We start from the raw sequence: 13,351 nt of genomic DNA, 5'->3' as shown, positions 1-13,351 counted from the left end.
GATAGGCTAAAGCTGTTGAGAATAGGGCTTGATTTTTGACGAGTATGAGATGGAGGAATGTTATGTACCAAGATGCAACAGCTATGGCAGAGGCGCTTCGGACTAGAGAGCTATCAGCCGAAGAATGCGTCCAAGCAAGTATCGACAGGATTGAGCGTTTGAATCCTGCATTGAATGCAGTCGTGACTACCCAGTATGAGCAGGCGCTGGGGCGGGCGAGAAATCTGAAAATAGGAGAGCAGCCTTTTGCAGGGGTGCCGATTCTATTGAAAGATTTGGGGCAGGAACAAAAAGGTGAGTTGTCGACCTCGGGCTCTCGCCTGTTTGCCAATTACAGGGCGCAAAAGAGTGATCGGTATACGCAGCGTCTGGAGGAATTGGGGTTTATTGTACTAGGGCGAACCAACACACCAGAATTTGGCTTTAAGAATATTTCAGATAGCCAATTACATGGTTCTGTCAATCTACCATTTGATGTGACCCGTAATGCAGGCGGTTCAAGCGGTGGGGCAGCGGCAGCCGTATCATCTGGCATGGTACCCTTGGCGGGAGCTTCAGATGGAGGCGGTTCGATCCGTATTCCAGCTAGTTTTAACGGACTTATCGGCTTAAAGACCAGTCGTGGTCGGATACCAGTTGGACCATCTAGCTATCGGGGATGGCAGGGGGCGTCCGTGCATTTTGCCTTGACCAAATCTGTCCGAGACACCAAACGGCTTCTCTATCACTTGCAAACCTACCAAGTAGAAGCGCCCTTTCCGTTACAGACCCTGTCTTGGGAGAGTTTGTTCGGATATGAAAAAAGACCTCTCAAGATTGCCTTCTCGCTCCAGTCACCGATCGACACACAGGTGTCGGCTGACGCGCAAGCGGCTGTTTTAGAGCTTGTACCCGCCTTAGAAGCGCTGGGGCATCAGGTGAGGGAATTGACGGCATATCCACTTGATGGAGCCGAGCTTATTTCCTCTTACTACCTGATGAATAGCGTTGAGACAGCACAGATGTTTGCAGGGATTGAAGCGAGTTTGGGTCGTAAGATGAGGATGGAGGATATGGAGTTGATGACTTGGGCTATTTATCGGAGCGGTCATACTATTCCTGCTTATCGTTATAGTCAGATTTTGCAGGATTGGGATCAATATAGTGCGAAAATGGCTGTTTTTCATGAGACTTATGATGTCTTGTTAACTCCTACGGTGGCTGGGGTTGCTCCCAAGCATGGTCAATTTGCTTTGGACAAGCACCTGTCAGAAAAACTACAAGATATTGACACTTATGGGATGGAGGAGCAGCAAGAACTGATCTGGCAGATGTTTGAAAAGGCTCTGGCTTGGACACCTTTTACTCCCCATGCTAATCTGACGGGTCAGCCGTCTATCAGCCTGCCGACTTACCAAACAGAGCAGGGCTTGCCAATCGGTATTCAGCTGACCGCAGCTAAGGGGCGGGAGGATATCCTCTTGTCCTTGGCAGAAGAGCTTGGACAGCTACATGGCAACTTCGTCCTGTAAAGCGCTTTAAATTTTCAGTTAAAATAATTGATAAAAGTCTCTCCTTATGATACCGTTTCTTTAGACGTTTTGTGATCTTGGACAACAGATCAGTAAATGGAAAAAGGAGATTATCATGTTGAAAAAATTGCTTGTCCCAGCCTTACTCGTGTCTTCGTTTGCTCTAGCGGCTTGTTCTGGCACAGCCGATAAAAGCGCTTCCACGAACCAGACAGAGTGGGAGAAAATCAAGGAAGCAGGTGTCTTAAAAGTCGCAACTCCCGGAACCCTCTACCCAACCTCTTACCATGATGATGCAGACCAATTGGTCGGCTATGAAATTGACATGGTCAATGAAATTGGTAAACGCTTGGATATTAAGATAGAGTATCAAGAAATCGGCGTTGCAGAAGCCTTTACCTCGGTAGACAGTGGAAAAGTAGACGTGACAGTCAACAACTTTGACACGACAAAAGAGCGCCTTGAAAAATACAATTTCTCCATCCCCTACAAGTATTCAATCGGTGGAATGATTGTCCGTGCGGACGGATCATCTGGCATTGAAGCGGCAGACTTGAGCGACTGGAAAGGCAAGAAAGCTGGAGGTGGTGCAGGAACCCAGTATATGAAACTTGCCGAGAAATTGGGTGCAGAACCTGTTATCTATGACAATGTGACTAACGACGTTTACCTCCGCGACGTATCGACTGGTCGGACAGATTTTATTCCCAATGACTACTACACACAGGTGATTGCTATCAATTACATTACGCAACAATTCCCAGATATTAAGGTGAAAATGGGTACACCTAAGTACAATCCAACGGAGCAAGGGATTGTGATGCGCAAGACGGATACAAGTTTGAAAGAGCAAGTAGATAAAGCCCTCACATCGATGAAAGAAGACGGGACTTTAAAAGCAATTTCTGAAAAGTATTACGCTGGCCAAGACTTGACAGAGCCTGAAAAAGGTGTGGAAAATCTTCCTGTCATTGATGTGGCTGATATGAAATAGTTAGCATCTTGAAGCTGGAAAGAACGAGAGTGAGGAAGAACGGGCTAGTAGCCCTGCACTCGCTCTCTTTTATTGATACTCATCAAAAATCAAACTCTGATATCCTTACCTCACCTTGCTGACCTGCGATTTCATTGCCTAGTCAGATTTTGATTTTTATAGAGTATGACGATATGAGATGATGGAGGAATAGGATGAATTGGCAGGCAATCTTTAATCTCGAATTGGCAAAAGAAGCCATTCCAAAAATATTGGAGGGCTTACCCTATACGCTAGGCTTGTCCCTAATCGGCTTTGTCCTAGGAACGGTTTCAGGTTTTTTTGTGGCGCTCTTGCGCATGTCGCGGCTATCCCCTTTGCGTTATCTAGCCATGATCCACATTTCCTTGATGAGGGGGATCCCGCTCATGGTTCTGCTCTTTTTTATCTATTTTGGGCTCCCCTTTATGGGCTTGGAGCTAGATGCCATCAGTGCGAGTATCATTGCCTTTACCCTCATGTCGAGCGCCTACATTTCAGAGATTATCCGTTCCTCCCTTTCTGCCATTGATCATGGTCAATGGGAGGCGGCTCGTTCTCTCGGTCTAAAGACTTCCGTCATCTATCGCAGGGTCATCATTCCTCAAGCTTTTCGGATTGCCGTGCCGCCCCTCAGTAATGTCTTGCTAGACATGGTCAAAAGTACCTCGCTCACCGCCATGATTACCGTGCCAGAATTGTTCAATAAGGCCAAGATTGTCGGTGGTGCGAAGTCTGATTACATGACAGTTTATATCTGTGTGGCTCTGATTTACTGGGTTATTTGTAGCTTGTATGCACTAGGTCAAGTTCATCTGGAAAAACGCTTAGCAACCTATTGATTTTTATAGAGCGAGTATGAGCTTCAAAGAGTATGGGAATAAAAAAAGAGGCCAGTACAAATGACTGCCCCTACTCGGTCTGTCCAAGTCTTGGCTAGCTCATTTGTCCCAGCTTCTAATCGGCTTCGTCCGAAACCAATACACTAGCTGTTGCAATTGCAGTTGTGGCTTCGGTCTCTTGCTTTTTATGGTTGTCCTATCGGGACTTGAGGCTCTCTAGTCTGGCGGTTAGGGCAAGGCTAGAGAATGATGTTTACTTCGTCTGACAGCTTGGACAGATACCATAGATGGTTAAGAGTTCTTTGGTGATGTGATAGCCGGTCTGTTCCTGTACTTGTTGCTCAAGGCTTGGTATGTCTTCGGCAATCAAGTCGGTAATCTTTCCGCAGCGTTCGCAGATAATGTTCAGATGGTCGTGCCCCATAAAGTCATAGTAAGTAGTCGTATCGTTGTTGCGCTTTAACTCGGCTACAAACCCTTCTTCGACTAGAACCCTGAGATTGTTATAGACAGTGGCTAGGCTCATGGTCGGAAAGTTTGGACGCAATTCCTTGTAGATCATCTCGGCGCTCGGATGGTCTGGGCTAGTGATGAGTTGACGAATGACTGCTTTTCGGCTTTCGGTTATCCGAATGCCTTTTTCTTTTAAATGGCTCACGACGTGCTGATAGGCGTCTTGGTGATTATGGTGTGCGTGGTGTGACATGGCACGTCTCTCTTTCAAAGTATTTTCTTCATTATACACCATTTGACAAAAAAGCGCGAATAAAGGTGCTATTTTCTCATCTGTCCTAGGACAGATGGCAGGTAAAAACCTTGTCAGAGACTTTTTAGCTATGGTACAATCATGCTATGACAAGATATAAAGCGATTATTTCCTATGATGGATACAATTTTTCAGGGTTTCAGCGGCAGCCGCATGCACGGACGGTTCAGGAGGAATTAGAAAAGACCCTGCAACGTTTAAATAGGGGGCAAGAAATCGTGGTGCATGGTGCTGGGCGGACAGATAGCGGTGTCCATGCCTATGGTCAGGTGATCCATTTTGACCTACCCGGTGCCAGAGAGGTGGAGAAATTACGCTTTGCCCTTGATACGCAAAGTCCTGAAGATATAGATGTGGTGGCGATCGAGCAGGTGACAGATGACTTTCACTGTCGCTATGCCAAGCACCAGAAAACCTACGAATTTTTGGTAGATATTGGGCGGCCCAAAAATCCCATGTTGCGGCATTATGCGACCCATTTTCCCTATGACTTGGAGATAGAGCGAATAGAAAAGGCCATATCTGCCTTGGTGGGAAGTCATGATTTTACGGGCTTTACGGCGTCAGGAACGGCGGTAAAAGATAAGGTGCGGACGATTACAGAAGCGCGTGTCAGGCTAGAGCCTGAGCGGAATTTGCTCATTTTCACCTTTACAGGCAATGGCTTTCTCTACAAGCAGGTGCGCAATATGGTGGGAACCTTGCTCAAGATTGGCAACAACCGGATGCCGATTGAGCAGGTGGAGCGGATTTTACAAGAAAAAGATCGTCAACTAGCGGGACCTACGGCGGCACCCAATGGCTTGTATTTAAAGGAGATCCGATATGAAGAGTAAGTATATAGTAGCCCTTTCAGGCAATGATATTTTTAGCGGAGGTGGTCTCTATGCGGATTTGACCACTTATACGGTCAATGGCTTGCATGGTTTTGTCGTAGTGACCTGTCTGACAGCTATGACAGGAGCTGGCTTTGAAGTCTTTCCTGTGGAGGAAACGGTCGTTGAAAAACAACTAAGGAGCTTGCAAGAGGTGGATTTTGCAGCTATAAAGTTGGGCTTATTGCCCAATGTAGCCATTGCTAAGCAGGCGCTTGACTTTGTGCGTGCGCAGGCAGATCTCCCAATTGTTTTGGATCCGGTTCTTGTCTGTAAGGAAACGCATGATGTGGAGGTCAACCATCTGCGTGATGAATTGATAGCAATTTTCCCTTATGTGACGATTATCACTCCAAATCTGGTAGAAGCGGAGCTATTGACCCAAAGAAAAATCCAAACTCTCGAAGAGATGAAAGAGGTGGCGAAAGCCTTGCATGAACTAGGGGCGCAACATGTCGTGATTAAGGGTGGTAATCGACTAGATCAAGCGCGGGCAATAGATCTCTACTATGATGGTAGGGAGTACCAGATTTTGGAAGCCAAGGTAGTGGCGAACAATAATACAGGTGCAGGCTGTACCTTTGCGTCCAGTATTGCCAGCCAATTGGCATTGGGAAAGAATGTGTTTGAAGCGGTGAGACATTCTAAGGACTTTGTCTACCGTGCTATTCAAGCATCTGATGAATATGGGGTGGTGCCTTATGAAAACTAAGTATACACAAAAAATTGCGCTCTTATCAATCTTGACAGCTTTGACGCTTGTCTTGGGATACGTACACCTGCCAACCTTGACAGGGCTTATCACATTTCTAGATGTCGGTATCTTTTTTACAGCTTTCTATCTGGGCTCAACAGAGGGAGCGATTGTCGGTGGTCTATCGGGGCTTCTGCTTGACTTATTGCTGGGTTATCCGCAGTGGGCTTTCTTTAGTCTGATCTTTCACGGCTTTCAAGGTTATGCAGCTGGTTGGTCGGGTAAGAAGCGTGTGGTAGGTCTTCTTCTTGCTAGCCTTGTAATGGTAGGAGGTTATTTTCTAGCCAGTATGATGATCTATAATCTGGCAGCAGCGCTAGATAGCCTTATGGGAAATCTCGTGCAAAATATGGTCGGAATGGCTCTCGGTTCGATCCTTGCTAAGGTCATGGTAAGGGCTAGAAAGGTCAAGGTATAGATGATGGACATGAAGGTGCTAAAAGAGCAAACGGTCGCTATTGTAGAAGAAGTGCTGGAATTGAGCCGGATACAAAAGGGGCAATTATTTGTCTTGGGGCTGTCGACCAGTGAGGTAATCGGTGGTCGTATCGGCAAGCATTCCAATCTGGAGGTGGGACAGGTCATTGTCAAGACCATCTTAGACCTACTGTCGGATCGTGGGATTTATCTTGCTGTTCAAGGTTGTGAACACTTGAATCGCGCCTTGGTGGTTGAGCGAGATTTTGCCCTTGCCAAGGATTTAGAAATCATCAATGTCCTTCCGAGCCTGCACGCTGGTGGTTCGGGACAAGTAGCAGCCTTTGAGTATATGAAAGATCCTGTCGAGGTAGAGTTTGTCACAGCCTATGCAGGACTGGATATTGGAGATACCGCTATTGGTATGCACGTCAAACATGTCCAAGTGCCTCTGCGTCCAAGCTTACGCCAGATTGGGCATGCCCACGTGACCGCCCTTGCCAGTCGACCAAAGTTGATTGGCGGAGCAAGAGCCTGCTATCAAGAAGATGCCATTCGGAAAAGATAGTAGCTCCTAACCCCTCATCATTCTGCATAAAATAGCCTGCAAAAGAATTGGCATAAAAATTTGGAGAATGCTAGAAGATATGATATAATGGCTTGTATGCAATAAAATTTTAAGGAGAAATGACAGAATGTCTGTATCATTTGAAGCAAAAGAAACAAACCGCGGTGTCTTGACCTTTACCATTGCTCAAGATGCTATCAAACCAGAATTGGATCGTGTATTTAACAAGGTGAAAAAAGAGATCAACGTACCAGGCTTCCGCAAGGGTCACTTGCCACGTGCGATCTTCAACCAAAAATTTGGTGAAGAAGCATTGTACCAAGAAGCTGTTAACGCTCTTTTGCCAGCAGCCTATGAAGCAGCTGTTGCAGAAGCAGGTCTTGAAGTAGTTGCACAACCAACTATCGACGTTGTGTCAATGGAAAAGGGACAAGACTGGACAATCACTGCAGCAGTTGTCACTAAACCAGAAGTCAAATTAGGTGACTACAAAAACCTAGCAGTATCAGTTGAAGCAACAAAAGAAGTAACAGACGAAGAAGTAGATGCAAAAATTGAGCGCGAGCGCAACACCTTGGCAGAGTTGGCGATCAAAGAGGGCCCAGCTGCAGAAGGTGATACAGTTGTTATCGACTTTGTTGGTTCGATCGACGGTGTTGAGTTTGACGGCGGAAAAGGTGAAAACTTCTCACTAGGTCTTGGTAGCGGTCAATTCATCCCTGGCTTTGAAGACCAATTGGTAGGTCACAGTGCTGGTGAAGAAGTGAATGTAGAAGTGACATTCCCAGAAGATTATCAAGCAGAAGACTTGGCAGGGAAACCAGCCCTCTTCGTGACAAAAATCCATGAAGTAAAAGTAAAAGAAGTGCCAGCCCTTGATGACGAGTTGGCAAAAGACCTTGATGAAGAAGTGGAAACACTTGACGAGTTGAAAGCAAAATACCGTAAAGAATTAGAAGCAGCGAAAGAAAGTGCTTTTGATGATGCGGTTGAAACAGCAGCTATTGACTTGGCAGTTGCAAATGCGGAAATCGTTGAACTTCCAGAAGAAATGATTCACGAAGAAGTACACCGTGCAATGAACGAGTTCCTCGGTGGTATGCAGCAGCAAGGTATCTCACCAGATATGTATTTCCAAATCACTGGAACAACACGCGAAGATCTTCATAAGCAACATGAAGCGGATGCAGAGAAACGCACGAAAACAAACCTTGTTGTTGAAGCAGTGGCGAAAGCAGAAGGATTTGAAGCAACAGCAGAAGAAATCGAAGCAGAAATTACAGAACTAGCAACTACTTATAATATGGAAGTAGAGCAAGTGCGCCGTCTGCTTTCAGAGGACATGTTGAAACACGACATCGCAGTGAAAAAAGCTGTTGAAGTCATCACAAGCACAGCAACTGTAAAATAATAGAAAACAACAGAAATAGAGGTTAAGTTTGTTCTTAGCTTCTATTTTTCTACAATTCTAACAAGAGTAAACTTATCTTTGACTATTTGCTGATTTTAGCGTAAAATAGTAGGGAAAACCGAAAATACTCTTGAGCTAGTACGAAAAATAAACGTAGCTATATTCAAAGAGTATGGATGAATCTGTGGCAGGGCTTGCTGGGGTTCATATTTTACATAAGGAGAATAGACTTGGAATTAAACGTATTTGCAGGACAAGAAAAAAGTGAATTGTCGATGATTGAAGTGGCGCGTGCAATCTTAGAAGAACGTGGTCGTGATCATGAAATGTATTTCAATGATTTGGTCAATGAAGTGCAAAACTACCTTGAGAAATCAAATAGCGATATTCGCGCAGCTCTTCCGACTTTCTATTCTGACTTGAATGTGGATGGTAGCTTTATCCCTCTTGGCGAAAACAAATGGGGACTTCGTTCATGGTATGCTATTGATGAGATTGATGAAGAAGTCATTACGCTTGAGGAAGAGGATGAAGACGCACCAAAACGGAAGAAAAAACGCGTGAATGCCTTTATGGATGGCGACGAAGACGCGATTGATTATGGCAATGATGATCCAGAAGATGAGGATCGTTTTGAATCTGCGGCATCAACGGAATATGATGATGACAATCCAGATGACGAAAAAGACGAGGCAGAATCCTACGATTCTGAAATCAATGAAATTATCCCAGATGAAGATCTAGTGGATGAAGAAGTTGAGTTAAATGAAGAAGATGACGACTACACAGAAGAAGATGACGACGCGATTGATGAGGAATAAGTCTCATTTGACAAATATTCATATTTTCGATATGCTATTAGTCGGGCACCTCTTTTGAGGTCAGAGCTCCCTGTTTCAGGGAGCTATTTTATTTTGAAGGAGAACTGAATGTATGACAAAGTATATTTTTGTAACAGGTGGCGTAGTCAGCTCAATTGGAAAAGGGATAGTTGCGGCGAGTTTGGGACGCCTTTTGAAAAATCGTGGCTTGACCGTAACGATTCAAAAATTTGATCCCTATATCAATATTGATCCGGGAACAATGAGCCCGTACCAGCATGGGGAAGTCTTCGTGACAGAAGATGGAGCAGAGACTGACCTTGACCTTGGTCACTATGAGCGTTTTATTGACAGCAACCTCAATAAATATTCCAATGTAACGACAGGTAAGATTTACAGCGAGGTACTCCGTAAGGAACGCCGCGGGGAATATCTCGGAGCGACAGTCCAAGTCATTCCTCATATTACCGATGCCTTGAAAGAAAAGATCAAGCGGGCAGCGACAACAACGGATGCAGATGTGATTATCACCGAGGTCGGGGGAACGGTCGGAGACATTGAAAGCCTGCCCTTCCTTGAAGCTCTTCGTCAGATGAAATCAGATGTAGGTGCCGATAATGTTATGTATATCCATACCACGCTACTGCCTTATTTGAAAGCGGCAGGCGAGATGAAGACCAAGCCAACCCAGCACTCTGTAAAGGAATTGCGGGGTCTGGGGATCCAGCCCAATATGCTGGTTATCCGCACAGAAGAACCTGTCGGTCAAGGGATTAAAAACAAACTGGCACAATTCTGTGACGTAGACCCAGAAGCGGTTATCGAATCGCTTGATGTCGATCATTTGTACCAGATTCCCCTGAATTTGCAAGCGCAAAAGATGGACCAAATCGTCTGTGACCATTTGAAAATTGATGCGCCAGCAGCAGATATGACCGAATGGTCTGCCATGGTGGATAAGGTTATGAACTTGAAAAAACAAGTCAAGATTGCCTTGGTCGGCAAATATGTGGAATTGCCGGACGCCTATATCTCTGTGGTAGAAGCGCTGAAACATGCTGGCTATGCCAATGATGCAGAGGTTCAGATTGACTGGGTCAATGCCAATGACGTGACAGCAGATAATGTTGCAGCTGTACTTGGAGGCGCAGATGGTATTATCGTTCCTGGTGGCTTTGGACAACGAGGGACGGAAGGGAAAATTCAGGCGATAAGATATGCCCGTGAGCAAGATGTGCCGATGCTAGGTGTCTGTCTGGGCATGCAGTTGACTTGTATCGAGTTTGCTCGCCATGTCCTAGGATTTGATGGTGCAAACTCTGCTGAATTAGCCCCTGATACAAGTTATCCGATTATCGATCTGATGCGCGATCAGATTGATGTAGAAGATATGGGCGGTACCCTGCGCCTCGGACTTTACCCTTCGAAACTCAAAAAGGGAAGTCGGGCAGCAGCAGCTTATAACTATCAAGAAGTGGTGCAACGTCGCCACCGCCACCGTTATGAATTTAACAATCAATTCCGAGAACAATTTGAAGCAGCAGGTTTTGTCTTTTCTGGCGTATCACCTGACAATCGCTTGGTCGAAATCGTGGAAATTCCTGAAAACAAATTCTTCGTAGCCTGCCAGTATCACCCGGAGTTATCCAGCCGTCCAAATCGCCCAGAGGAGCTTTACACCGCCTTTGTGTCGTCAGCGATTGAAAATCGGAGATAGGCAGGAGTAAAAGCGAGGAAATCTCGTCCTGTGATGAGGCGTGTCAGTAGCTTTAGTGCTTGCTGTCACCTCACATGTTGACATGCCAGTAGATACGGGATGAAGAAAATTTAGAAAAAATATTCGGAAAGTATTGACAAGAGATAGAGTAGCTGATATACTGGTAAGGTACTCTATCGCGGGGATGGCGGAATTGGCAGACGCGCAGGACTAAGGATCCTGTGACCGCTTTAGGTCGTGAGGGTTCAAGTCCCTCTCTCCGCATGGAACAGACTGGTTTGCCCAGTCTTTTTTGTTAGTTGCTAGCATGGGAGGAATAGGATGACAGGCAGGCAAAAATCAGCTATTGTATTAGCGGGTGACTATGGTTATCTTCGCCAAATCGAAAGCACCTTAAAATCGCTGTGTTCTCATAATCGAGAAATAAAGGTCTATATTTTTAACCAAGATATACCTAGTGAGTGGTTTCGGGCGACCCGACGGCAACTGGTAAGAATCGGTTCGGAACTAGTTGATATTAAGTTGTTAGATTCCCGCTTGGATAGGGACTGGACGGCTGGTTTTGAGCACATCAACTATATGGCTTTTGCCCGCTATTTTATCCCTGAGTATGTGGTGGAGGATCGTGTGCTCTATCTAGATAGTGATTTGATTGTAACTGGAGAAATCTGCCATTTATTTGATTTGGATTTGGGAGAGAACTATCTAGCAGCAGTAGCTGCCTTGCATGGGATGACCTCACTCTTTAATTCGGGTGTTTTGCTGATTGATAATAAGCGTTGGAAAGAGGAAAAGGTATTTGAACAGCTCATCGAAAGAACGCGGCGGGATTGGCAGCAGGTGCCTGAAGGAGATCAATCGATTCTTAATAGCCTTTTTTCTGGACGTTGGCTTGCCTTAGACCAAACCTACAATTTCCCCATTGGCTACGACTATGGAGCCTATGTGCGTGGCGAGCTAGGTGTCTTTGACCTCCCTCTTACTCCTCTCCCCTTGGTTCTTCACTATATTTCTCCAGATAAGCCTTGGAATACCTTTTCCTCAGGAAGGCTTCGGCAGATCTGGTGGGACTATGCTATGTTGGATTGGGAAGAGATTGTTGCTAAAGTTTTTGAGGGGGGGGGGGTAAGAGCAATCCCCATCCTTTCTACTAGATTGCACCTTTTTACTCTTACTAATAGTCACCTTTTGGAGCATATTGAGCAGTTGGTAGTTTCTTTACCAGACTGTTGTTTCCATATTGGAGCTTACACCGCAATGTCGGGAACTCTGACCCGTTTGGCCCAGTATGAAAATGTGAGGCTATATCCTAAGATTATGAGAGTGACGATTGAGGACTTAATGAAGAAAGCAGACCTATACTTGGATATTAACCATGGTGGCAAGTTTGAGGATGTTTTAGGGGAAGTAAAAGGTAAGGGAAGGGAGATTCTCTCCTTTGACACGACAGTTGGAGATTATACGACAATGATGTTTCCAACGGCCCAGCCACAGAGATTGGTAGAATTTTTAGAGGGCTATAAAAGAGAAGAAAAAATAAAAAATTCATGAAACATTAGCCATTTTCTTGAAAATGTGATAAAATAAACAATGTAAGTGGGGATGCCCACAAAAATAAAAGGAGGCTAGAAAATGCCAGTCGTTTCAGCAGAAAAATTCGTTCAAGCAGCTCGTGACAACGGTTACGCAGTTGGTGGATTTAACACAAACAACCTTGAGTGGACGCAAGCAATCTTGCGTGCAGCAGAAGCTAAAAAAGCTCCTGTTCTTATCCAAACTTCAATGGGTGCAGCAAAATACATGGGAGGGTATAAAGTAGCTCGTAACTTGATTGCAAATCTTGTAGAGTCAATGAATATTACAGTTCCAGTTGCGATTCACCTTGACCACGGTCACTATGAAGATGCGCTTGAGTGTATCGAAGTTGGTTACACTTCCATCATGTTTGACGGTTCACATCTTCCAGTTGAAGAAAACCTTGAAAAAGCTCGCGAAGTCGTTAAATTGGCACACGCAAAAGGTATTTCAGTTGAAGCTGAAGTTGGAACAATCGGTGGAGAAGAAGACGGAATTATCGGTTCTGGTGAGCTTGCGCCAATCGAAGACGCAAAAGCAATGGTAGAAACTGGTATCGACTTCTTGGCAGCTGGTATCGGTAACATCCACGGTCCATACCCAGAAAACTGGGAAGGTCTTGACCTTGATCACTTGAAGAAATTGACAGAAGCTGTTCCAGGTTTCCCAATCGTTCTTCACGGTGGTTCTGGTATTCCAGATGAGCAAATCCAAGAAGCGATCAAACTTGGGGTTGCAAAAGTAAACGTAAATACCGAGTGCCAAATCGCATTTGCAAACGCAACTCGCGCATTCGCTCGTGGCTATGAAGCAAACGTAGCGGAATACGACAAGAAAAAACTCTTCGACCCACGTAAATTCTTGGCTGACGGTGTAAAAGCAATCCAAGCCTCTGTTGAAGAGCGTATCGACGTTTTCGGTTCAGAAAACAAAGCGTAACATGCGCTCCACTAGCGACAACTTCTCGTTTGAGAAGTTGTTTTTTAGTGTTCTTTGCAAAAAATTGGAAAGTTCTTCTTGCAAGGAGTTGAATTTTTTGGTAGAATAGTAAGGTATGTGGTGCTAGCACATCCGTAATATTT

13 protein-coding genes and 1 tRNA gene are annotated in these 13,351 nt (G+C 45.1%); 13 read left to right on the top strand and 1 reads right to left on the bottom strand.

The genetic code is table 11. The annotated features are described in order from the left end of the window. Window positions 1–62: 62 nt before the first annotated feature. The 3 genes from BU200_RS05085 to BU200_RS05075 all read left to right on the top strand — a co-directional run bounded on the left by BU200_RS05085 (window position 63) and on the right by BU200_RS05075 (window position 3,365). Window positions 63–1,511 carry an amidase gene (locus BU200_RS05085; RefSeq protein ID WP_083609362.1) on the top strand — a complete coding sequence of 483 codons (1,449 nt, stop codon included), beginning with the start codon at window positions 63–65 and terminating at the stop codon, window positions 1,509–1,511. 115 nt (window positions 1,512–1,626) lie between these two features. Beyond that, window positions 1,627–2,505, top strand: coding sequence for a transporter substrate-binding domain-containing protein (locus BU200_RS05080; RefSeq protein ID WP_075099139.1), 879 nt, complete (start codon window positions 1,627–1,629; stop codon window positions 2,503–2,505). A 194-nt stretch (window positions 2,506–2,699) separates the two neighbouring features. Then, complete coding sequence (locus BU200_RS05075; RefSeq protein WP_075099138.1) at window positions 2,700–3,365, top strand: amino acid ABC transporter permease; 666 nt, start codon at window positions 2,700–2,702, stop codon at window positions 3,363–3,365. A 253-nt stretch (window positions 3,366–3,618) separates the two neighbouring features. On the opposite strand, the gene BU200_RS05070 is transcribed toward BU200_RS05075, so the two are convergent. Next, window positions 3,619–4,071 carry a Fur family transcriptional regulator gene (locus tag BU200_RS05070; RefSeq protein WP_075099137.1) on the bottom strand — a complete coding sequence of 151 codons (453 nt, stop codon included), beginning with the start codon at window positions 4,069–4,071 and terminating at the stop codon, window positions 3,619–3,621. Window positions 4,072–4,217: 146 nt separating this feature from the next. Between BU200_RS05070 and truA the strand changes: the two genes are divergently transcribed. From truA to BU200_RS05025, 10 genes are all read left to right on the top strand, one after another. Beyond that, a complete protein-coding gene (gene truA / locus BU200_RS05065; protein ID WP_075099136.1) occupies window positions 4,218–4,967 on the top strand; it encodes a tRNA pseudouridine(38-40) synthase TruA in 750 nt (249 codons plus the stop codon). Continuing rightward, window positions 4,957–5,718 carry a bifunctional hydroxymethylpyrimidine kinase/phosphomethylpyrimidine kinase gene (locus tag BU200_RS05060; protein ID WP_075099135.1) on the top strand — a complete coding sequence of 254 codons (762 nt, stop codon included), beginning with the start codon at window positions 4,957–4,959 and terminating at the stop codon, window positions 5,716–5,718. The genes truA and BU200_RS05060 overlap by 11 nt, the downstream gene beginning before the upstream one ends. Next, window positions 5,708–6,178 (top strand): ECF transporter S component, encoded by a 471-nt coding sequence (locus BU200_RS11375; RefSeq protein WP_115265023.1) that lies wholly within the window; start codon window positions 5,708–5,710, stop codon window positions 6,176–6,178. Before BU200_RS05060 ends, BU200_RS11375 begins: the two co-directional genes overlap by 11 nt. A gap of 3 nt (window positions 6,179–6,181) precedes the next feature. After that, window positions 6,182–6,745, top strand: coding sequence for a TIGR01440 family protein (locus tag BU200_RS11370; protein ID WP_115265024.1), 564 nt, complete (start codon window positions 6,182–6,184; stop codon window positions 6,743–6,745). A gap of 127 nt (window positions 6,746–6,872) precedes the next feature. Then, window positions 6,873–8,156, top strand: a complete 1,284-nt coding sequence (tig, locus tag BU200_RS05050) for a trigger factor (RefSeq protein ID WP_075099134.1) — start codon at window positions 6,873–6,875, stop codon at window positions 8,154–8,156. A gap of 230 nt (window positions 8,157–8,386) precedes the next feature. Continuing rightward, a complete protein-coding gene (gene rpoE / locus BU200_RS05045; RefSeq protein ID WP_075099133.1) occupies window positions 8,387–8,977 on the top strand; it encodes a DNA-directed RNA polymerase subunit delta in 591 nt (196 codons plus the stop codon). Between the two features lie 112 nt (window positions 8,978–9,089). After that, on the top strand, window positions 9,090–10,694 hold the full coding sequence (pyrG, locus tag BU200_RS05040; RefSeq protein WP_075099132.1) for a CTP synthase: 1,605 nt from the start codon (window positions 9,090–9,092) through the stop codon (window positions 10,692–10,694). A gap of 178 nt (window positions 10,695–10,872) precedes the next feature. Further along, window positions 10,873–10,958, top strand: a tRNA-Leu gene (locus tag BU200_RS05035). 57 nt (window positions 10,959–11,015) lie between these two features. Continuing rightward, window positions 11,016–12,245 (top strand): glycosyltransferase, encoded by a 1,230-nt coding sequence (locus BU200_RS05030; protein ID WP_075099131.1) that lies wholly within the window; start codon window positions 11,016–11,018, stop codon window positions 12,243–12,245. Window positions 12,246–12,326: 81 nt separating this feature from the next. Then, window positions 12,327–13,208 carry a class II fructose-bisphosphate aldolase gene (locus BU200_RS05025; protein ID WP_075099130.1) on the top strand — a complete coding sequence of 294 codons (882 nt, stop codon included), beginning with the start codon at window positions 12,327–12,329 and terminating at the stop codon, window positions 13,206–13,208. The last annotated feature ends 143 nt before the right edge of the window (window positions 13,209–13,351 follow it).

Origin of the sequence: Streptococcus acidominimus, from assembly GCF_001921825.1 — a bacterium.
GTDB lineage: Bacteria > Bacillota > Bacilli > Lactobacillales > Streptococcaceae > Streptococcus > Streptococcus acidominimus.
The sequence above is the reverse complement of the archived record's forward strand: the minus strand, read 5'-3'. Positions and strand labels throughout refer to the sequence as shown.